The sequence below is a fragment of the Cohnella silvisoli genome (assembly GCF_021190915.1).
Taxonomy (GTDB): Bacteria; Bacillota; Bacilli; order Paenibacillales; family Paenibacillaceae; genus Cohnella; species Cohnella silvisoli.
Genome location: NZ_JAIOAP010000002.1, coordinates 537,213 through 558,254 on the forward strand (window position 1 = coordinate 537,213; position 21,042 = coordinate 558,254).

18 protein-coding genes and 2 pseudogenes are annotated in these 21,042 nt (G+C 48.9%); 2 read left to right on the top strand and 18 right to left on the bottom strand.

Annotated elements, in window-relative coordinates:
- Positions 1-48 precede the first annotated feature (48 nt).
- From K7P76_RS06140 to K7P76_RS06150, 4 genes and pseudogenes are all read right to left on the bottom strand, one after another.
- Positions 49-570 (bottom strand): SRPBCC domain-containing protein, encoded by a 522-nt coding sequence (locus tag K7P76_RS06140; protein ID WP_232184276.1) that lies wholly within the window; start codon positions 568-570, stop codon positions 49-51.
- A 56-nt stretch (positions 571-626) separates the two neighbouring features.
- Positions 627-941, bottom strand: coding sequence for an ArsR/SmtB family transcription factor (locus K7P76_RS06145; protein WP_232184477.1), 315 nt, complete (start codon positions 939-941; stop codon positions 627-629).
- Between the two features lie 165 nt (positions 942-1,106).
- A pseudogene (locus K7P76_RS33625) lies at positions 1,107-1,445 on the bottom strand (ABC-2 transporter permease); the annotation flags it as partial.
- Between the two features lie 179 nt (positions 1,446-1,624).
- A pseudogene (locus tag K7P76_RS06150) lies at positions 1,625-2,002 on the bottom strand (GNAT family N-acetyltransferase); the annotation flags it as partial.
- Between the two features lie 261 nt (positions 2,003-2,263).
- On the opposite strand from K7P76_RS06150, the gene K7P76_RS06155 reads away from it, so the two are divergent.
- Entirely contained in the window at positions 2,264-4,003 is a 1,740-nt protein-coding gene (locus tag K7P76_RS06155) for an ABC transporter ATP-binding protein (RefSeq protein ID WP_232184277.1), read from the top strand.
- A 12-nt stretch (positions 4,004-4,015) separates the two neighbouring features.
- On the opposite strand, the gene K7P76_RS06160 is transcribed toward K7P76_RS06155, so the two are convergent.
- The 5 genes from K7P76_RS06160 to K7P76_RS06180 all read right to left on the bottom strand — a co-directional run bounded on the left by K7P76_RS06160 (position 4,016) and on the right by K7P76_RS06180 (position 10,144).
- Complete coding sequence (locus K7P76_RS06160; RefSeq protein ID WP_232184278.1) at positions 4,016-5,500, bottom strand: esterase-like activity of phytase family protein; 1,485 nt, start codon at positions 5,498-5,500, stop codon at positions 4,016-4,018.
- Positions 5,501-5,661: 161 nt separating this feature from the next.
- On the bottom strand, positions 5,662-6,093 hold the full coding sequence (locus tag K7P76_RS06165) for an RbsD/FucU family protein (protein ID WP_232184279.1): 432 nt from the start codon (positions 6,091-6,093) through the stop codon (positions 5,662-5,664).
- Between the two features lie 14 nt (positions 6,094-6,107).
- Positions 6,108-7,601 carry a rhamnulokinase gene (locus K7P76_RS06170; protein ID WP_232184280.1) on the bottom strand — a complete coding sequence of 498 codons (1,494 nt, stop codon included), beginning with the start codon at positions 7,599-7,601 and terminating at the stop codon, positions 6,108-6,110.
- Between the two features lie 17 nt (positions 7,602-7,618).
- Positions 7,619-8,275, bottom strand: a complete 657-nt coding sequence (locus K7P76_RS06175) for a class II aldolase/adducin family protein (RefSeq protein ID WP_232184281.1) — start codon at positions 8,273-8,275, stop codon at positions 7,619-7,621.
- A 78-nt stretch (positions 8,276-8,353) separates the two neighbouring features.
- Positions 8,354-10,144 (bottom strand): L-fucose isomerase, encoded by a 1,791-nt coding sequence (locus K7P76_RS06180; RefSeq protein WP_232184282.1) that lies wholly within the window; start codon positions 10,142-10,144, stop codon positions 8,354-8,356.
- Between the two features lie 125 nt (positions 10,145-10,269).
- On the opposite strand from K7P76_RS06180, the gene K7P76_RS06185 reads away from it, so the two are divergent.
- Entirely contained in the window at positions 10,270-11,283 is a 1,014-nt protein-coding gene (locus tag K7P76_RS06185; protein ID WP_232184283.1) for a LacI family DNA-binding transcriptional regulator, read from the top strand.
- A 65-nt stretch (positions 11,284-11,348) separates the two neighbouring features.
- Here K7P76_RS06185 and K7P76_RS06190 read toward each other — a convergent pair whose 3' ends face one another.
- The 9 genes from K7P76_RS06190 to K7P76_RS06230 form a co-directional block, all read right to left on the bottom strand.
- Positions 11,349-11,924, bottom strand: a complete 576-nt coding sequence (locus K7P76_RS06190; RefSeq protein ID WP_232184284.1) for a nitroreductase family protein — start codon at positions 11,922-11,924, stop codon at positions 11,349-11,351.
- 44 nt (positions 11,925-11,968) lie between these two features.
- A complete protein-coding gene (locus tag K7P76_RS06195) occupies positions 11,969-13,897 on the bottom strand; it encodes an ABC transporter ATP-binding protein (protein WP_304518387.1) in 1,929 nt (642 codons plus the stop codon).
- A complete protein-coding gene (locus K7P76_RS06200; protein WP_232184286.1) occupies positions 13,894-15,648 on the bottom strand; it encodes an ABC transporter ATP-binding protein in 1,755 nt (584 codons plus the stop codon). Before K7P76_RS06200 ends, K7P76_RS06195 begins: the two co-directional genes overlap by 4 nt.
- Before the next feature lie 132 nt (positions 15,649-15,780).
- Entirely contained in the window at positions 15,781-16,935 is a 1,155-nt protein-coding gene (locus K7P76_RS06205; RefSeq protein WP_232184287.1) for an ABC transporter permease, read from the bottom strand.
- Between the two features lie 34 nt (positions 16,936-16,969).
- Positions 16,970-17,896, bottom strand: coding sequence for an ABC transporter ATP-binding protein (locus K7P76_RS06210; RefSeq protein ID WP_232184289.1), 927 nt, complete (start codon positions 17,894-17,896; stop codon positions 16,970-16,972).
- Positions 17,897-17,919: 23 nt separating this feature from the next.
- Positions 17,920-18,663, bottom strand: coding sequence for an ABC transporter permease (locus K7P76_RS06215; protein ID WP_232184291.1), 744 nt, complete (start codon positions 18,661-18,663; stop codon positions 17,920-17,922).
- 12 nt (positions 18,664-18,675) lie between these two features.
- Positions 18,676-19,374, bottom strand: a complete 699-nt coding sequence (locus tag K7P76_RS06220; protein ID WP_232184293.1) for an ABC transporter ATP-binding protein — start codon at positions 19,372-19,374, stop codon at positions 18,676-18,678.
- Positions 19,371-19,763 (bottom strand): GntR family transcriptional regulator, encoded by a 393-nt coding sequence (locus K7P76_RS06225; RefSeq protein WP_232184295.1) that lies wholly within the window; start codon positions 19,761-19,763, stop codon positions 19,371-19,373. The genes K7P76_RS06220 and K7P76_RS06225 overlap by 4 nt, the downstream gene beginning before the upstream one ends.
- A 144-nt stretch (positions 19,764-19,907) precedes the next feature.
- Complete coding sequence (locus tag K7P76_RS06230) at positions 19,908-20,822, bottom strand: AraC family transcriptional regulator (protein WP_232184296.1); 915 nt, start codon at positions 20,820-20,822, stop codon at positions 19,908-19,910.
- Positions 20,823-21,042 lie beyond the last annotated feature (220 nt).

Sequence of the window (21,042 nt, forward strand, 5' to 3'; positions counted from 1 at the left end):
CCCGCGATAAACGCGGACTTCTTTGTTATCCCGTATTCACAAAGTACCTTACTTGATTTCTTCCAAATATTTATCCAGATTGTCCCAAGTTTCGGTAATACCTTGGAGCATTCCCATATCCATAACGGTCTTGAGTGCTTCGGCCGATGCATATTGAGCGTGATTAATCAGTTTTGTCTTGCCTTCATGTTCGACGAAGGTCATCGTGATCAGCGTTTCCGGCATATCCTTGACGATATGGCCTTCCGCATCGGAAAACGAGTCGACGTAAACAATCCGCTCCGGCTCCACAATTTCGTGGTAGACGGTTTTACCCCAAGATTCTTGGCCGTAATATTCATTGCTCTCATCTGTGCATTTCATGCAGTAATGCCAGACCCCACCCGGACGGAAATCGAGGTTGCTAACCGGAAGTGTCCAGCCTTTCGGCCCAAACCAGCGCTTTAAGTGTTCAGATTCCGAGAAAACCTTAAAAACTAGCTCGCGTGGCGCATCGAAGATACGCTCCAGTATAAGCTCCCGGCCTTCTGCCCTCGAAGTCATTTTATTTGCGGCGTTATCGGTGGTCATTACAGTAGTTCCTCCTCGGTTGATTTCATAATGATTTTCTAATGTTCTGCATGTTTTTACTCTTGCTGCAATTCCGACAGGTAAGAATCTAAATCGTCGAATCTCTCGTTCCAACCGCGTCGGTAAGAATCCAACCAGTCGTCCAGTTCTTTGAATGGCTCTGGACGCAACTTGTAGATACGGCGATTGGCGACTGCTTGTAGCTCGACTATCCCTGCTTCAAGAAGGACGCGGAGATGTTTGGACGCTTGAGGCTGTCGGAGCCGAAGCCGATCTGCGATAACCCCCACAGTGAGAGGGCCTTCGCGCAATAGTTCAACTATGTGTAAACGGTTGGGTTCAGCAAGTGCACTCAATGTTGTCGTATCCATCACACGGTCATCCCCTCACAGACCGATTGTCCAGTCCTCCTGCCTTCATTTCTTAAGTCTTTGTATTTATATTGAAAATATACATGATAAAGAATATTCCTGTCAAGGAATACTCTTTATACTCTAAAAATTCGGCTCTGGTATTGCAAAGTTAGTTTATGGCAGCTATATATTTCTACGTCCATACACAAGGATAGAGATGATCCAAGATATGAACATACTAACCAGACAAATGCCTCCCTCCCAATAAAGATTTTTTTCACGGTATAAATGATCTAGAAGAATATGCGGATCTTCTTGGTTGCGAAGAAAAAAGATAGGTATTACCGCTAGGGCAAAAGCGATAATATATTCGATAATTTGTATGATCCGAGCGCCGAATGCAAAGTAGACGGGGAGCCAGAGCAACATAGTCAGGAATGCCAATATGGTGAACATAATGATTCCCCAATACTTGGCGGTTACAATATCCCGTCTGCGAATCGGCAATGAAGCTAGCATTCGCCCATTGTTATTTTTTCATCCGATTTACTTGAAGTTAAAATAAGTACGTAGCTGAAGAGCGCTAACGGCAAGGCAAGCGGCAACCCTTCCAAAGCGCTGTTTGTTAAATATAAGAATAAACCCGTGCAAATCCAAGCAGAAAATATTGTTTCGAAATTCTTTCGATTCTACATATGCTTTTATTTATTTAACTCTAGTCGCCAGTCGTTGCACTGCATGATATTCCCTGGCGGGTATTCAAATTCGCACTGACTCATCAGCGAAAAGTTGAGCTTCCGACAAACCGCGTTCGACGCCGGGTTGTGAATAGACGGGAACGCATGAATAAACCTATGCTTCTGCTCAACACCGGCACTGGCTATAGCTTCTGCGACTCCTGCGGTCGCTAAGCCTCTGCCTTGATATGGCGGCAGGATGCTCCAGCCTATCTCATAGACGCTCTCTTCTTTCCACTTGCGATCCCAGTACCCGACACTGCCGACGGCTTCGAATTCCGGAAGCAAAACAATACTGAACATGCGGCCGGTCCCTCGTCCGCCGATTTCGAGATACCGCTTGTCGCATTCATTTGATCAGACATTTCTCTCACTCCAAAAATTGAAATAAGTAATAAATGTATATAACTGAAATATACCCGTCTGCTTCTGTAAGATATCGCTTATAATGGTAGCATTAACGAACAAGGAGGCAATTTACATGGAAAAATTGATGAATCACGCCACCATACCAGCATATAAGGGTGGAACACTTACTTAAATTTGTTAACGGTGTACGCCCTTATATGTGTTATTTAATTAACACGAAAAAGGGGTAAAACCATGCATTTTCCAGTAAAAAAGTTTTTTTCTTATTACAAACCGTATTTATCGTTATTTCTTTGGGTATTGGCCTGTGCTTTTGTCGTATCTGCTGCGACTTTGGTGTTTCCGTTGCTTGTACAGCATATTACGAAAGTTGTTCTGAAAGGGGACTTATCCTCTGCGCTAAGCAGCGTGTATAGGATTGGCGGGCTGATGCTTGTTTTAGTCGCGATCCAGAATATCGGGAACTACTTTATAGACTACAAAGGTCATGAAGTCGGCGCTCGTATGGAAAGTGATATGCGCAGCGAGATGTTCGCGCACATGCAAACTTTTTCCTTTGGTTTTTACGATAAGGAAAAGACAGGTCGGCTCATGTCTCGAATAACGAACGACCTGCTGTTGCTTTCCGAGCTATACCATCATGGTCCAGAAGACTACGTCAAATATCTCGTTCGCTTTATTGGAGCATTTGTCATTTTGTTCTCGATTAACGCGCCCTTAACCATTGCCGTATTCTGTTTCTTTCCGATCTTAGGTGTCTATTCATTGTATTTCAATAAGATGTTGAACAAGGCATTAAGAAGAAACAAAGAACGAATCGGGGACGTAAACGCTCAAGTAGAGGATAGTTTATCGGGAATCCGCGTAGTCAAATCGTTTGCCAACGAGCATGTCGAGATCGAGAAGTTTAACCGGGCAAATAATCGTTTCCTCGATAGCCGGAAGAAAACGTACAAGGCTGAAGCGTATTATTTCAATGGTGTCGAAACGATTATCCAACTGATTACGATCACGGTGATCCTCTTTGGCAGCGCCAGTATCGTCGGCAACACGCTCGATTTAGCGGATTTGATTACTTTCTTGCTATATATCAGCTTTATGATTGAGCCCATTCAACGATTGACGCATATGAGCACTCAGTTTCAAGAAGGAATCACGGGCTTCCAGCGTTTTATGGAAATCATGAATTTGAAGCCGACGATCGAAAACAAACCGAATGCCTTGATCCTTTCGGAGGTACATGGCGAAATTGAGTTCAAGCAAGTTTCCTTCCGTTACGAAGACCATTTGGACAGTGTATTGGTAAACCTGTCGCTTCGCGTGCAACCGGGAGAGTACGCTGCGTTGGTGGGGCCGTCTGGTGCGGGAAAAACGACATTATGCTCGCTCATCCCTCGCTTTTATGAAGTGACCCATGGGGACGTATTACTAGACGGGATTAGCGTCCGGGATATCGATCTTCGGTCATTAAGAAATAACATCGGGATCGTACAGCAAGATATTTACCTTTTCGCGGGAACGGTAATGGAAAATATCCGCTATGGAAATCCAGCTGCGAGCGAAGAAGCAATTATCGCGGCCGCCAAACACGCCAATGCCCATGACTTTATCATGAACTTGCCGAACGGCTACCACTCCTATATCGGACAACGAGGTGTCAAGCTGTCCGGCGGTCAAAAGCAGCGGCTAAGCATCGCTCGCGTATTCTTAAAGAATCCACCCGTTCTCATCTTTGATGAGGCAACGAGCGCGCTTGATAACGAGAGCGAGAGCATTGTCAAGGAATCGCTTGAATCATTAGCAAAAGGGCGTACAACCATCGTCATTGCCCATCGTCTTTCCACGATCCGCAATGCCAAGCGAATTATCGTATTAACTGAGGACGGTATTGCGGAACAAGGTACGCACGAAGCGTTGCTGGCACGCGATGGCGTGTATGCGCACCTTTATTCCAAGCAGTTTGAATTAGCGTGAAATTGATGAAACTTACCACAAATCTTTGACTTCGATCGTCCACACTTGCGTTTGTTTATCGGTTACTTTAAGAACGCCATTGGCATCATACTCGCCAACTCCGAAGTCGTTATCGTTCGCGATGACGATCGTGTTCTTGTTCAGTACGGTTAAGCCCTCGAATTTCTCAAACGGATAGTTCAGCTTGGTAAGATCGAGAACAAGTTCTTTCGGAGCTGTTGCGATGCCTGCAGCCTTAAGTTGATCCAATGAAGTTCCTTCGACGGTTTTGCTGATTTCGTTAGTTAGAATGTTCGTCGCTTTGGATAGATCAATTTTGTATACGCGTTTGATTTGCGCGGCTGCGCCTTCGTTTTTGTCGCGCTCGTCAACAAGAAGCACATCGGCAGCCAAAGCGTGAAGGTCGGAAATGACGACATCCTTCTGGGCTACGTTAACGAAAGATTTCGCGTCTTCAGCGGCATATACGAATTCGCCTACGATTTGCTTTGTCGACAAATCCATTTTCAAAATTCGAAGGTTGCGGGAAGCTTCGCCAGTCGCTTTATCCGGCACGGCCATTGGGCTTTGGATCGAAGCGTACAGAAATTTACCGTCCGGAGAAATCGTTACCCCTTCAAATCCGCGGTTAACGATACGTTTGGAGTAAATAGCAGGAATAGCTTCATAAATAGGCGTTTGCGCGCCTTTAAGCTTTTCTTTGTCGCCGAATGGAACATAGCGGCCAAGGAGAGTACCATCGCGTTTGATTTGAATAAGGGAAGGACGGTACTCGTCGCTTATCCAGAACGTATCGTCGGACGGGCTGTACGAGATGCCTTCGAGATCCAATCCGTCCGGATCTAGAGGAAACAGCACCTTACCTGTGTTGTCGTATGATTTCTCGTCCGTGCCAATATTGCTGAAACCCGTAATGTAACGGTTTTTCGTATACACGTCAGCTTTGCCTTCGGGCAGTTGCAGCTTTACTGTCTCCAGAATTTTAATTTCCGAGTCTTTTAACTGGATTTTGTAGAAACGCGGAGCATAATCGGGTGTTGGGAACGTACGGTTCACAGTCTTATCTACCGTGATTTGCCCATTCGGTCCACGGTCGGCGATCGAGTAGAATACGTCATCCGGATCGCCCGGAATGTGAATCAGTCCGGAGAAGCCGCCTTCCTTCAGGCCTAACCCGAGATCCGGAGCGTTTTTCCAAGTGTAGACGCCTGAAGTAAACGGATATTGTTGCAGCGTAAGCGTTTTGTTGACGTTGTCCCAAGTCGCTTTTTGACCGAGAGCGTCTCCAAACGCTTTAACCGGAATATATAAACTGCCGTTAACGATGACGGGCTCCTTGGCAAGCTTTACTTCCCCGCCGTTGATGATGACTTTGGCTTTGACGGAAATGGCTTTCAACGCGAACTCGGTTGCTTGCGCGATTTGTGTACTAAACAAGAGAACGAGAACCAACGTTAATGATAATAACATGAATCGTTTTTTCGCGAGAAACTTCATTCTTTTCTCTCCCTTGATAAATATGGTTTTATAATCTAAATAATAGAGTTCCAATGTTAACTTATGGTTCGATATTTGTTAAAAATTGTAAACCTAACATTAAAAAACCCTGAGCCCACTTATGAGTGGAGATCAGGGTTTCATTGATAAACAGCCTATCGTTACTCCTTAATTACGCCTTTTTTCAAAATCAAATTCGCGTATAATGCCCCTTCGCCTGTCGCGACGATGGCATAGGCTTTCTTAGCCCGCTCGTAGAAGGCGAAACGCTCCACTTCCTCGAAGGGAGCCGTTAATCCCGTGCGAGCTTCAATAATTTCACCATACGTGTCCCATATCGGCGTCTTTACCGTATCTCCCGGCGTAACCTGCATAAGCGAAACCGGTTTGTCTACGTAAGGATCGAGCGGGAACAAGTGGAGTATGGCGTCCAGCAATTCGGGAATGCCGTGCCCATCCGCGCGGATCAATCTTTGCGCATGGCTGGCTCCGGGGAAGTTGCCGTCCGCGATCACGATCTCGTCGCCGTGGCCCATCTCCATCATGGCTTTCAGCAACTCCGGTGAAATCAAATTCGATATTCCGATTAACATGGCAACCCCTCCATTTATACCCTGCCGAATCCGAGAAACAACTCATAAGCTGCAGACCAATCCATATCCGCGTTCGGCTCATACGCTTCAGTTGGGAATGAGGCGGCAACGAGCTTGCGGGCTTCCTGCAAATCTTTGCATTTCCCCTGCGCGATCAATTGCAGCAGCATATTTCCGATAGCGCTGGCTTCAATCGGCCCAGCCCACACCGGGCGTCCTAATGCATTTGCCGTGAACTGGCATAACAGCTCATTCTGAATGCCGCCTCCGACCATATGCAATCCGCCATAACGAATTTCGGTCAATCTCTCCGCCTGTTCAAGCGCTTGCCGGTACCTTAAAGCCAAGCTCTCCAAAATACAGCGGACGATTTCTCCCTCGGATTGCGGAATCGGTTGATTCGTCTCACGGCAGAACGATTGAATCTTCTCCACCATACCGGACGGGGAGAAAAATCGCGGATCGTCCGGATGAATGAGACTGCGGAAAGGGGCGGCATGTTCAGCCAACCGAACCAATTCCGGAAAGCCGATCTCTTTGCCTTGCTCATCCCATTCGCGTTTGCATTCTTGAAGCAACCAGAGACCCATGATGTTTTTGAGGAGCTGGTAGGTCCCCCCGACGCCGCCTTCATTGGAAAATTCCAGTTCCATCGTCTCGCGGCTGAGCAATGGCTTGGCCATTTCCGTGCCCAACAACGACCAAGTCCCGCAAGCGAGATAGGCAAACGGCTCGTCTCCCGCCGGCACGGCTGCGATCGCGGACTCCGTATCGTGCGTCCCGACGGCTACCGCTTGGATTGCGGGCACGCCGAGCTCCGCGGATACAGCGGGCGTTAGGGGTCCAATCATCGTTCCCGGATGAATCGGCTTCAGGAACAGCCGCGACGGAATACCGAGCCTTTCCATTAACTCCGAGTTCCAGGCTTGCGTCTCGGGGTTAAACAGTTGCGTCGTCGTTGCCATCGTAAATTCGCATACTTTAACACCGGTTAACAAATAAGCGAGCAAGTCAGGAGTTAGCAATAACGTCTGCGCAATGTCCAGCTTCGGAGAAGCGGCTTTTTTCATCGCATAGAGTTGGTACAAGGTGTTAAACGGCATAAACTGCAGCCCGCTTTGTTGGAACAAAACCTCTTGACCGACCAAATCGCTGACTTCATCTATAAGGCCTTCCGTATGCGAATCGCGATAATGATAAGGGTTGCCAAGCAGTTCCCCGTTGGCGTCAAGCAAGCCAAAGTCGACTCCCCACGTATCGATGCCGAACGTCGAGGGCGCGTACCCTTTTTGGAAAGCAAGACGGATCCCCTTCTTCATCTCATGCAGCAGCCGCAAAATATCCCAGTGCAAGTGGTCGCCGACTTGGATCGCATGGTTGGGAAAGCGATGGATTTCCGTCACCTGCAGGGTCTGATCGCCGGCGGAATTGTCCAGCAACTGCCCAACCAGAGCCCGCCCGCTGCTGGCGCCCATATCGAACGCCAATACTGTCGTACCCGTTGTCATCTGCAATCCCCCCGACGTTATTTCATTTTCTGCAGCAATTCAATCCGATAGGCTTCGCTCTCCAGCGAAGCGATTTCCTCGAACTCTTCTTTGGTAAGCACTTTCGGCTGCTTGATCGCAGTCGCAATCAGGAAAATCTTCGCGCTTTCCTCGACCACTTCGGTGCGATAGTAAGCTTCGCGTAGGTTGCGACCGGTGGTCACTAAACCATGATTGCCAAGCAATATCGAGGCATGTTCGATTTTAGCGACGACGGCATCGGCCAGTTTGTCGGTTGTCGGCAAGACGTAATCGACGTAAACCGTTTTGCCGACAAGCGCGGCTTGGTCCGGGAACATGATCGGCAGTTCTTTTTCCACGAGCGTAAAAGCAATGCAATAAGGCGGGTGCGTGTGCACCATAGCGCCGATATTAGGGTTTTGCCGGTAAGCGTATAAGTGCATGAGTACTTCGGAAGAAGGACGAAGGCCGATATCGGTAATATGACCCGTTTCAATGTCAACTTCAACCCATTGCTCGGGCTTGATTTCATCCAAAGCGAATCCGCTTGGGGAAAGATACATTTTACCTTCGAAACGAGCGCTAAGATTGCCTCCGGGTCCTACGACGAGTTTGTTGGACACCGTTTTTTGCGCGTATTTGCATAATTCCTCGCGGATGGCTTGGCTGCTCATAAGTTTTTTCTCCATTCTATGGACAGACAACCGCCGCCTGCTTCGACGAGGAAACAGACGGACGGTGTCGTCATTTTATTATTTGTATAAAGGTCCAAAGTTGTTGCATGCACGGTAGTCGGCGCTCTCGGCGTTGTCTGTACCGAACAAGCCCCATACGCGAGGACGGAAAACTTGATCCTCGGGAACGTTGTGCATGGCGACGGGAATACGCAGCATGGAAGCAAGCGTGATCATATCTGCACCGATATGGCCGTAGCTGATCGATCCGTGGTTTGCGCCCCAGTTGTCCATAACGTCGTACACGCTGCTGAACGAACCTTTGCCTGTCAAGATCGGAGCGAACCATGTGGTCGGCCAAGTGGAATCCGTACGTTTGTCGAGCGTATCGTGCACGTCGGCTGGCAGATCCACGGAATAACCTTCCGCGATTTGCAGAACCGGTCCGATTCCTTTAACCAAGTTCAAACGGGACATCGTCATCGGCATTCCGCCGCGAGTCAGGAAATCCGAAGAATAACCGCCCCCACGGAAGTATTCAACCGACGCCGGACGCCAAGATGTGACATCCAAGCACTTCTGCGCTTCTTCCGCGGAAATTTCCCAGAACGGCTTCATTGCCGGTTTACCGTCTTTCGTTTGCTCGCCAGTACCATCGAGCGTGGCCGGGCCGGAGTTGATCAGGTGAAGCAAGCCGTTGGCGGCCGCACCCGTAAGTTTGTGACCCGTTACGCGTTCAACGGAATCCGGGCTCCAATACGTGCGGACGTCCGCAAAAATCTGCGCCGTATTCGTCAGCAAGTTGCCGAACAGCATAACCGCTCCGTTCAGGCTGTCATTTTCCGTTGCAACCATGTAAGGCGCGCGGATGCCATTCCAGTCGAACGAGGAATTGAGGATGGCTTCCATGAAGTCGCCGTTAGGAAAATGATCCGTCCATTGGCGTTGCCCTTGGAAACCGGACACGATTGCATTATGTCCTTGCGCTTCTTCGCCAAACTCAAGTTCTGCCAGACGTGGATTGCCGACCATTAAGTCGCGGGCGATGATCGTCATCTTGACGACTGTCTCCCAGTCCTTGTCTTTGCGTTCGCGGGATGTCTGGATTTCCGGCGGATTGTTGTCCGGACCTTCGATGCAGTTTTCTTTAACCCACGCGAGCGCTTCCTCGAATTCCACCGGATCGTAGATTTTCTCGTCCATGCGGCGCACGAACTCGCTCATATCCACGTATTCGGTACGCAAGCCCAAGTACTCTTGGAAGAAGCTGTCGTTCACGATGGATCCGGCAATACCCATGGATACGGAGCCCATCGACAAATACGATTTGCCTTTCATCAGCGCAACCGCAAGTCCTGCTCTTGCGAATCCAAGCAATTTGCCCTTTACGTCTTCCGGTACATCGGTCGTACCTGCATCTTGTACGTCTTTACCGTAGATGCCGAATGCGGGAAGTCCTTTTTGCGCGTACGCGGACAATACGGCAGCGAGGTAAACCGCGCCTGGACGCTCCGTGCCGTTAAAACCCCATACCGCTTTAGGAATAGCCGGATCCATATCCATCGTTTCGGTACCGTAACACCAGCAAGGAGTTACCGTTATCGATACCCCGACGTTTTCTCTGGCAAACTTGCTCGCAGCCGCTGCGGATTCCGCAACGCCGCCAATACACGTATCGGCTATGACGCATTCCACCGGCGATCCATCCGGATAGCGCAAGTTTTCCGAGAAAAGCTTGGCAACGCCGATAGCCATGTTCATCGTTTGATCTTCAAGCGACTCGCGAACGCCTTTGCGTCTGCCGTCAATCGTAGGACGAATACCGATTTTCGGAAACCCGCCGCTCCATCTGAAATTTTGCTCTGCCATTGTTTGAACCTCCATTGGGGTTAAATAATGTTACCGATAACCTTAAATTATCAGGGTAAGCGCTTGCTGTCAATTCTTTAATTTTGTAAGATAAGAGTAGATATTGACGAGAAGGAGCGCAACTTATGGTTACGATATACGATATTGCGGCCAAAGCTGGTGTCTCCGCGATGACGGTTTCTAGAGTTATCAATAACACTGGAAAAATCAGCGACAAAACAAGGGCGAGAGTACGACGCGTTATGGAGGAACTGAACTACGTTCCGAACCAAATGGCCCGCAGTTTAGTGCTTCAGCAGAGCAACCTATTGTTCCTGCTCATTACGGACATTACGAATCCTTTTTACACGACATTGGCCCGGGGCGCGGAGGATGCCGCCAAGAAACACGGCTACCGCCTGCTGTTCGGAAACTCGGACGAGAACGTGGAGAAGGAAAAGGATTACGTAGACACGATCTTAACGACGAGAGCGGATGGCGTCTTGGTCGCTCCGGCGGGAGATCCTTCATTGCCGCACTTGGAGACGCTGCGCAGGCATCAGGTTCCATTCGTGCTGCTCGACCGGGAAGTACCTGGAATGGACAGCGATGTCGTGCTCGGAGACAGTAAAGGTGGAGCCCGAAAGCTGGTGGATCATCTCACCTCCCAAGGGCATCGTCGGATCGCTTTGATTAATGGTTCGCCTTATGTATCAAGCGCTCGCTTGCGGTTGGAAGGCTACCGGGAAGCTTTGAAGCTTAATGATTTGCCTTATAACGACACCTATGTTCTGGAGACGGCGTTCGAACCTCGCAGCGATTTATCCGACATCGAAGCTTGGTTGGACCGGATGAACCCTTTGCCTACGGCAATCGTAGCCGGAAACAACGTGCTTGCCGTAGAAGTCATCCGGACGCTGCACAAACGCGGAATTAGGGTGCCCGAACAAATGTCACTAGTATGCTTCGATGATTTGGGTCCCTATTCGGAAATCGACCCTTTCTTGACGGTCGTCGCCCAGCAAGCCTACCAATTCGGTTACCTCGGCATGCAGATGCTCGTGGAACGCATACAAGAACGCGGAGAAACCGGAATGCCATGGAAGAAAATCGTCCTGCCGGCCGACATGATCGTTCGCCGCTCGGTGTCGACGTTGTAGCACACAAAGAAGAGCCAATCCTCTGCGATTAACTCGCTGGGATTGGCTCTTCTTTGTACGATCCGTCAGCCTTCAAGCCAGACAGTCTTGGCGGTGCCCGGGATACGCTTGGCGGCAGGTGGCTGCATGTCGGGGTAGCCGACATAGATGAACCCGACGACTTGTTCGTTTCCCTCAAGTCCCAGCGCTTGCTTCATCTTCGGGTGATACGCCGGATCTCCTGAGCGCCATACCGCGCCGAGCCCGTTTGCATATGCCGTGAGCAGCAAATTCTGCACGGCTGCGTGGGTAGCGGCAAGTTCTTCAGCAAAGATCACGCGCGGCGCATCCGAAGGCACGCATATTGCCGCAATGACAACCGGTGCACGGAAAGCTTTGGCAACTCCCTTGTCCAGACGCTGCTTAAGCTCCTCTTCCGGCAACTCCTGAATCGTCTCGTTGGCGATGTCCGCATACGCCTGACCTAACGTCCGCCTGCCTTCGCCAGTCATAACAATAAATTTCCACGGTTCGGTATGATGATGGTTCGGCGCCCAAACCGCAGCTTCAATGAGCTTTTCCACAAGCGCCTTCGGTACGGGCTCATCCTTCACTTTTCCGATACTCCGCCGTCCGCGAATAATCTCCTCTAAGCTAGCCATGAACATCTTCTCCCTCATCCGAATGCCACTGTAACTCTCGAATCTCAACCTACGCTCTGCTGCAAGCCTCCGCCCACAAACTGACTATTGTATAGATCGGCGTAGAATCCGCCTTGGGCGAGCAGTTCGTTGTGCGTGCCTTTCTCGATAATACTGCCCTGATTCATGACCAGAATCAAATCCGCATCGCGAATCGTCGATAAACGATGCGCAATAACGAAACTCGTTCTGCCTTGCATTAACACATGCATCGCTTTCTGAATATGCACTTCCGTCCGCGTGTCAACGCTGCTCGTCGCTTCATCCAGAATTAAAATGGCCGGATCCGCCAATATCGCCCGCGCGATCGTAAGCAACTGCTTCTGACCTTGCGATAAGTTGGATGCCTCTTCATTTAACACCGTATCGTAGCCCTCCGGCAAGGTACGAATGAAATGATCCGCATGCGCCGCTTTGGCCGCATCGATAATCTGATCCTCCGCCGCGCCTTCCCGTCCATAAGCGATATTGTCACGGATCGTTCCGTTAAATAGCCATGTATCCTGAAGCACCATTCCGAACAGACTGCGCAAGCTGCCCCGCTTCATCCGAGTAATATCCGCTCCATCCACCGTAATGCTGCCCTCGTTCACTTCATAGAAACGCATGAGCAAGTTGACGAGCGTTGTTTTGCCCGCGCCGGTAGGTCCAACGATGGCGACCGTTTGCCCGCTCCGAACGTCAATGCTCATATTCTCGATGAGCATGGCGTCTTCCTTATAGCCGAAATTCACATGATGCAGCGACACGTCTCCACGAGGAGCCGCAAGTTCAATCTCCAAGCCCCCGCTAACCTCCGGTACTTCCTCCTTCTCATCCAAAAGCTCAAACACCCGCTCCGCGGATGCAATCGTAGATTGGATAATGTTCGCGATATTAGCCGTTTGAACGAGCGGCATGGAAAACTGCCTGGAGTATTGAATGAACGCTTGGATATTCCCGATCGTGATCGCGTTTCTCGTGACCATAATGCCGCCGACAACGCTTATGAATACGTAGCCTATATTGCTGACCATGCTCATAAGAGGCATAATATTTCCGGAGACGAACTGCGCTCTCCATCCGGAATCGTAAAGCCGTTCATTAATCTGATCGAACTTGGCGACGGAAATATCTTCGTGTCCGTAGGCTTTAACGATTTTGTGCCCGGAATACATTTCTTCAACATGTCCGTTCAACTTCCCAAGCTCCATCTGCTGCGCCTTAAAATGTTTCTGGGATCGGCCTGCGGCTCCTTTAATCACGATAAAAGATAGCGGCAGCGTGAGCAATAAGATCAGCGTCAGCCACGGACTAATCGTTAACATCATAATGATGACACCCAGAATCGTGATCAGAGACGTAATCAACTGGGTCAAGCTTTGCTGCAGCGTATTACTGATATTATCCACGTCGTTTACGGCGCGGCTTAGAATTTCCCCATGTGTTTTGCTATCGAAAAATTTAAGCGGGAGTTTCCCCAGCTTCTCATTCACTTCATTACGCAAGCCGTACACCGTTTTCTGTGCGACCCCGGCCATTAGAAACTGTTGAATATAGCTGAAAATAGAGCTGACGACATACAAACCCGCGAGAAATACGACGATTTGCCATATCCCTTCGATATCGATACGCGCACCCGCAACGCCCTTCATTTTCCCCATTATGCCTTCGAATAGTTTCGTCGTCGCATTGCCCAATATTTTCGGACTATAAATCGCGAACGATGTGCTCAGAATGGCCGTAACAAGAACAGCCAACAATTTGAAACGTTGCGGCCGCAAATAACCCATTAATCTGCGGAGTGTTCCCTTGAAATCTTTGGCTTTCTGGACGGGCATCCCCATACCGCCCATGCCGCCCATTGGACCGCCCATCGGGCCTCTGCCCGGTCCGCCCGCTCCGGGACCCGGACCTTTGTTCCCGGCATTGTGTTCCTGACGTTGCTCACTCATGCGATCTCCTCCTCGGACAGCTGCGAAGATACGATTTCACGGTAGATCCCGCTGCTCTCCATCAATTCCCGGTGTTTGCCGATACCGACGATTTTCCCTTCATCCAATACGATGATACGGTCGGCATCCATAACCGTGCTGACTCTTTGGGCAACGATAATAACTGTAGCTTCCGTCGTTTCTTTTTTGAGCGCGGCTCTTAATTTAGCATCCGTCTTGAAATCCAGCGCGGAGAAGCTATCGTCGAACAAATAAATTTGCGGTTTCCTGATAAGTGCGCGTGCTATAGACAGTCTTTGCTTCTGCCCGCCGGACAGGTTGGCACCGCCTTGTGAAATCGGCGCTTCGAACCCTTCCGGCATCCCGCTGATGAACTCAGTCGCTTGAGCGGTGTTCGCCGCATGATTCACTTCCTCGTCCGTCGCATCGGTTTTTCCGTATCGGATATTATCCGCCACCGTACCCGTGAACAGCAATGCTTTCTGAGGAACGAGTCCAATCTTGGAGCGCAACTGCTCAAGCGTTAGATCGCGCACGTCTACGCCGTCAATGCGGACAAAACCATCTTCAATATCGTAAAATCGCGGAATCAAGCTGACTAAAGTAGATTTGCCCGAACCGGTTCCGCCGATGATCGCGGTCACCTCGCCCGGAAGAGCTCGGAATGAAATATCCGAAATCGCGGGATTTTCTGCCCCCGGATATCGAAACGACACCTGCTCGAATTCCACGATACCTGCATGCTCACTATTCGAAGCAGACTGAATATCGACTTTTCCTTTTTCCAAGCTGCCCTTCTCCGTAATGACTGGCTCCATGTTAAGCACTTCATTGATCCTGACCGCGGAAGCCGAACCGCGAGGCACCATAACGAACATCATGGAAACCATAAGGAGAGAGAACATAATTTGCATCGCATACTGCAGGAATGCCATCAAATCCCCGACTAGCATATGCTCGCTGCTCACCCTTAGTCCTCCAAACCAAATAATCGCGATCGAGGAAAAGTTCAGGATCAGCATCATCATCGGCATCATGAAGGCCATAATCTGGTTCACTTTAATCGCGGTTTGCGTCAAATCTTCGTTGGCTTCCTTAAACTTTTTGGTCTCATGCTCGAAGCGGTTAAAGGAACGAATGACCCGAATGCCCGTCAATCCTTCCCGCAGCACCAGATTAAGCTTATCGATTTTTTTCTGCATGACTTTGAAATAAGGAATGCCCTGCCGAGCGATAATCAAGATGGTTAAAGCCAAGATCGGAATTGCCCCTACGAATACTAGCGATAAGGTAGCATCCTTGGACACCGCCATAATTAATCCCCCGATACACATCATCGGCGCCATGACCATTAGCCGCAGCATCATGATCAGAACCATTTGCACTTGCGTAATATCGTTGGTCGTGCGGGTGATGAGGGAAGCCGTTCCGATCTGATCGAACTCCTGCAGTGAGAAATTTTCCACGTGCCTGAATGTTTTGCTCCGCACATCCCGGCCAAATCCTGCCGATATGCGGGATGATAAATAGCTTGCCGCGATGGATACGACAGTACCTACCGCCGTGAATACAAGCATAAAACTGCCGATTTTCCAAATGTACGGAATATTCCCTTTAACTACGCCGTCATTGATAATATCCGCCATTAGGGTCGGCAAATATAGCTCGCTGAGCGATTGCAGCAGAACAAGCACCATAACGGCGGCTACTGCCAAGCGATAAGGCTTAAGATAACGAAACAGCTTAATCAATCGACATCATCTCCGTATCCATATGTAAATATTATAATATGGTTTAATTATGAACTGAATATGAACGGAAAACAAATCGACACTTAGATGGCAATTGAGCCATCTAAGTGTCAAAAAACGCCCAACTTCAGGTTAACCCAAAGCCGTCCTAAGAAATCTTTTGTATCTTACAAGCGCTACTATCAACCCCAAAGCGGCAATAATAGCGAGTACGAGCAGTGAATTAACGATTCCGGAGATGTGGACCCCTCTTAGCATAATGTCCTGGAATGCTTTCTGAGCCCAATATTGCGGCGTAAAATGACTGATCGTTTGAATCGTCTTCGGCATAAGGTCAACGGGAAACCACAACCCGCCTAGAACAGCCCCGCCCATCGTAAGCAGCTGCGTGAATGCCATTCCTTGATTATCACTGCGCACAAGCATGCTTATCGCAAGACCGATCCCGGTACCGCAGACGGCCAGCATGAATACAAGCACGCAGATAGCGAATAAATCTCCAAGCTGCAGATCATAGACCAAATGCCCGAAAGTGAGCAGTACCGTACATTGAATTAACGTGATGACTAAGTAGGATAGCCACATTCCGAGCAAATAGCTCATCGGACTCATCCGGGTGCTGCGCAGACGGGCGGTCATCCCCGATTCCTTATCCCCGAGAAACCGTTTAAGCATTGAGATGATGACGAAAAAGACGAACATGACCGTATAACCCGGCACGACTTGCGTGATCACATTATACCCTGATCCGTTCTCCATTCGATCCTTTATCGTGAACGGTGCCGCAAGAACCTGCTCGCGCGCTTCCTTCGTTTGGCCGGATTCGGCTAAGGCATTGTTGATTTTCGTTTCACGATAACCGTTCGCCAAGTTTTCTAACACTGCGCGAAATGGCGCGATAACCGAATCGCTTGTGGCTTCGCGGTAAAGTTCAAGCGAGATCGGATTGCCATCGCCTTTTTTAACGCTTTGCTCGAACCCTTGGGGAATGATAAGAAGTGCTGTGCCTTTGCCATCCCGTATCTTATCGATCTGATCCTGCATGCCTTCCGATTGGTGCGCTTCCAGCTTGTAGCCGCTCTTGTCGCCAACCGTTTTAAGAAAGCTTTGGGAAGTTGGTGTATGATCCATATCGATATAAGGGAGAGTTACCGATGAGCTTGACGCAATTCCAAATACGGATCCGAACAAGACGATAAACATAATGGGCATCCCGAGCAACCAGAAGAACGTCCCTTTTTCCTTGAGCAGCAGCTTCCATTCTTTTTTCGCAATATTAAGAATCATTACATGAGTTCCCCTTTCCGTATCCTACTACGCATTAATTATCCCTTAACGTCGTTCCCGTCAGCGACAAGAATACCGCTTCTAGCGTGGGACGGACGATTTCCAGTTGTTTGACTTGCAAAGATGCGGACTGGCAAGCTTGCGCCCACTGGCTGAGAATGGAGAGCGGATTCGTGGTCTCCAGCAACCATCCTCTTCCCTTCTGAGCAGGCGCGCCGGATCCCGGCAACGAAGGAGGGCGCTGACCATCCTGTAATTCCAAGTAAACGGCCTGAGTGCCGAAACGGTCCAGAACTTCGATCAACTCCCCCTGCGCGATGACTTGACCATGATCGATGATCGTGAGGTCATCGCATAACGCTTCGACTTCTTCCATGTAGTGGGTCGAATAAAGAATGGTTACTCCGTCATTCTTAAGCGTGCGTATCATTTCGAATATATGATTGCGGGATTGCGGATCGATGCCGACGGTCGGTTCATCCATAATAATAAGTTTGGGGCGGTGAAGCAGGGCAGCTGCGATATTAACGCGTCTTTTCATCCCGCCCGAGAAAGTAGTTATCGCATCCTTAGCCCGATCCGCAAGACCGACCTGCTCTAACACCTCGCCGATTCTTCGTTTCAAAGAAGCACTCTGGACGCCATACATCTCGCCGAAAAATTGTAGATTATCATAAGCGGACAGTTTCTCATACAAAGTAATCGATTGAGGAACATATCCGAGCCTATCTTTAACTGCATTACCCGCCTTCCGAATACCCTGACCGAACATGCTCACCGTTCCCGTATCCGCATCCAGCAGTCCCGACAATATTTTCATAGTCGTCGATTTACCCGCGCCGTTCGGACCCAGCAGCCCGAAACAGCTGCCCTCGCGAACTTTAAACGAAATATTGTTCAAGGCTTGCTTGCTCCCATAAGATTTAGCTAGTTGATTTACTTCGATCGTATTTTTCGTCATCGTTTCCCCTATCCTTTCCCGGTTCAAACCTGAAGATATTTATTGCACACGTGCACGGTTGCGGCGAATAGCAGTGCGGCTATCATCCAAACGGGTATAATGCATAACCAAATCCAATCCGGAAGAGATCCCGAGATCAATCCATTTGAATTTCCGGATTCAGATAACGAATTGAAGCTCGAAACCCAGCTAAATATATTGCCGAATAGACCAAAGGCGATCCAGATCATAGGAGTTAACGGTTTCATGACTGAGCGTCGGACTACTGTTGCGAGCAACCCTAGTGCCAGCATAAAGGGCGATACGCCGATAAGAATACCCGCGTATTGCAATTCCGTCGCGAATAATTCTCTAATTGGGGATAGGCCCTCACCGTGAATAATGAAGCTGTAAATACCTAACAACAGAACGGTTATAAAAAACAAACTATAACCTGCGATCACTTGAATCAAAGCAGAGACCGCTTTGGCCGCTAGTAGTCGGAACCTGGAGTAAGGAAGCGTCAGCCACCAACCGTAAGTCCCCTTTTCCCATTCCCGTTTTAACGTCTTTACGGAAATTCCGAATACAAGGAAAGGGAACATGTACGTTGAGAACAGAATGTACGTAGGATTAAACTTATCGTTGCCTCCCCAGATCGTTAAAGCCGTACCTGCCAGTATAAGAATGATCGCCACGTATACCCATATCCATATTTTCTTATAAAATCGACTAATCCCCATCGCTAGCTCATGTTTGATTAAATATCTAAAAGAACCGTGATGCATGCTGATTTCCTCCTATCCATATAACTGACGATAGATGTTTTGCATGGAGCCGCGTTCGGCGCGCAGCCGTTCTACGTCGCCCGAAAGAACTGCCGTTCCTTCCTGAAAAAAGACCGCGTGGTCGAACAAACTTTCCGTCTCGGCGATTTCATGCGTGCTGATAAGTACGGTTTGCTGACGCTCACTGAAGGAGTCGATCAGCGCCGCTATAATTTTCTCGCGGGAAATCATGTCGATTCCGGAAAAGGGTTCGTCTAACACGAGCAGCGGAACATCACGGGCTAGACACAATGCCAGCATGAGACGCGCTTCCTGTCCTCTGGACATTCCTTCAACCGGAGTGGCGGCATCCAATCCGAACGACTTCATCAGTTCCCAAGCCCGTTCAGCATTAAAGCCGGGATGAAGGTTCGTTGCCCACTCGATTGCCTGCCCGACCCTGTGATTGCCGTACCATCGCGCGCGATCGGGCAAATAGGCGATCGATCGATTCACTTCCCAAGCCGGCGTTTGATCTAATACGGTGAGGTTACCGGCACTCGGCTTCACCATTCCGGTAATCATCCGCATGAAAGTCGATTTCCCGGCACCGTTCGGTCCTAGAATCGCCGTAACTGAAAATTCGGGTATCGACACGTTCAAATGCTGGATAGCGTTACGAGAACCGTACTTTTTAAATACATCATCCGCTTGAATCACAACTTTACTCACGTGCTTTCACCTCCATACTTTCGCAAAAGCTTCTCGATTGCTTGCGCGTCGAAACCAAAACTGGCCATCTTTCCTAGAAACTCCTGAATAGCTTGTTCTGCTGCCCGATATCGTATTTGCTCCACTCTGGCGCTGTCCGTCGTAATATAAGTTCCCTGTCCGCGACGGGTTTCCGTCAACTGATCGCGTTCCAGCTCTTGATAAGCTCGCATCACCGTATTAGGGTTAATTTTCAATGCCTGTGCCATCTCCCTTACGGAAGGTATTTTACTTCCCAATGCAATTTCGCCTTTCGCAATAGAGCTCCTTACTTGATCCAATACTTGTTCGTACAGCGGCTGGCTTAAATCAAGCGTAAACCGCATGCCTCCAATCTGTACTTCCTCCAAGAGGTTTCCTCCTCTCAAGCTGCTGGTATAAGTGCATTATATCACTTAATACACTTAATGCAATATCAAAAACAAAACCACGTGTCACGGACCTTTGAAGGTCACTCGCACGTGGTTTTTATTTTCGCCGATTACCGCTTATCGCTAATCCCTTCTCCTTACTGGAACGTATAGATCGACCTTTGCTTTACCTTCGGGGTCCTGCTTGGGGTTATTCATGCAGAACTCAAGACAATGTCGATTATCAGCTTCGTATTCGCTTCCCGGTAACCATTGCACGTATAGACTTTGGTAAGCAATAGCTAGTTTATCGATCGTGTCATAGAAAGAATGCAATGCATACAGTCCTCCGCTCAACTGCTTATACTGAATGTCCGGATGCTGATCCTTTCGAAACCCTTCCGGCACAGTCACGCAGGCATCGTAACGACAAGCATATTCTTCAACATTACTCGGATCATCCAAGGAAATTCCGATGAAGAAACAACTCGTTGGGTGAAGCTCATGATGGGCAGCCCACTGTCCTAGCTTGTCCCAAGCTTCCCACGTGTCCAAGTAACTGCCAACATGCCTCACAAAGGCGACCTCATAGGATGGAAGTTCCTTAATGGTTATGTTCATCTCCCAAATCCTCCTCAAAAAGCGATTATTATCTCTTTCATCGTAACGCGGAGAATTCGAAAAAACTCCTTGCATCTTGCTGTAATCTAGCGAGAAATTGCGGATCTGCTTATTGTTTTTCCGTACTTGGCTTGGCGTTTGGTCAAAATGTTTCTTGAACACCGCGTTATAGCTTGAAGCGGAATCAAAGCCGCACAGGTAGGCGATCTCCAATATCGAGTGCGAGGACTCAAGCAAATAATAGACTGATTTCTGCAGCCTTTTGCGAGTAACGTATACGATCGGCGTGACACCGACTACGCCCGTAAACACTCTGCTGAAATGGTATTTGGATAGATTCGCCATGCTTGCGAGAGTATCTAGATCAAGCTTATTCGAAAGATTTTCCTCAATAAATCGAATAACGCGAATTACTCGAACGGTGTCTTCACCACTCATGCATACGTCCCCCAACCTAACTCTCGTTCTTTTATAGATTAATGATTTGAGCGAGAACGAACATTGACATAATGTTGTCAGGGTTCGTCGTTTAATATAAAAGTGCAATAACAACGGTCCCAATATAAGTCCAATTCTAAGGAGGCTGTTCTAATGATGACTTCTAAATAAGCTTTTGTAAACTTAATTTGAACGACGCTGAACAGCACCCGATTTACTG

Excerpts from the sequence above, each read along its gene's own strand:
- K7P76_RS06170 (WP_232184280.1), bottom strand. The coding sequence starts at position 7,601 with ATGACAACGGGTACGACAGTATTGGCGTTCGATATGGGCGCCAGCAGC.
- K7P76_RS06205 (WP_232184287.1), bottom strand. The coding sequence starts at position 16,935 with ATGATTCTTAATATTGCGAAAAAAGAATGGAAGCTGCTGCTCAAGGAA.
- K7P76_RS06145 (WP_232184477.1), bottom strand. The coding sequence starts at position 941 with ATGGATACGACAACATTGAGTGCACTTGCTGAACCCAACCGTTTACAC.
- K7P76_RS06175 (WP_232184281.1), bottom strand. The coding sequence starts at position 8,275 with ATGAGCAGCCAAGCCATCCGCGAGGAATTATGCAAATACGCGCAAAAA.
- K7P76_RS06185 (WP_232184283.1), top strand. The coding sequence starts at position 10,270 with ATGGTTACGATATACGATATTGCGGCCAAAGCTGGTGTCTCCGCGATG.
- K7P76_RS06155 (WP_232184277.1), top strand. The coding sequence starts at position 2,264 with ATGCATTTTCCAGTAAAAAAGTTTTTTTCTTATTACAAACCGTATTTA.
- K7P76_RS06230 (WP_232184296.1), bottom strand. The coding sequence starts at position 20,822 with ATGAGTGGTGAAGACACCGTTCGAGTAATTCGCGTTATTCGATTTATT.
- K7P76_RS06210 (WP_232184289.1), bottom strand. The coding sequence starts at position 17,896 with ATGACGAAAAATACGATCGAAGTAAATCAACTAGCTAAATCTTATGGG.
- K7P76_RS06160 (WP_232184278.1), bottom strand. The coding sequence starts at position 5,500 with ATGAAGTTTCTCGCGAAAAAACGATTCATGTTATTATCATTAACGTTG.
- K7P76_RS06140 (WP_232184276.1), bottom strand. The coding sequence starts at position 570 with ATGACCACCGATAACGCCGCAAATAAAATGACTTCGAGGGCAGAAGGC.
- K7P76_RS06190 (WP_232184284.1), bottom strand. The coding sequence starts at position 11,924 with ATGGCTAGCTTAGAGGAGATTATTCGCGGACGGCGGAGTATCGGAAAA.
- K7P76_RS06180 (WP_232184282.1), bottom strand. The coding sequence starts at position 10,144 with ATGGCAGAGCAAAATTTCAGATGGAGCGGCGGGTTTCCGAAAATCGGT.
- K7P76_RS06215 (WP_232184291.1), bottom strand. The coding sequence starts at position 18,663 with ATGCATCACGGTTCTTTTAGATATTTAATCAAACATGAGCTAGCGATG.
- K7P76_RS06165 (WP_232184279.1), bottom strand. The coding sequence starts at position 6,093 with ATGTTAATCGGAATATCGAATTTGATTTCACCGGAGTTGCTGAAAGCC.
- K7P76_RS06195 (WP_304518387.1), bottom strand. The coding sequence starts at position 13,897 with ATGAGTGAGCAACGTCAGGAACACAATGCCGGGAACAAAGGTCCGGGT.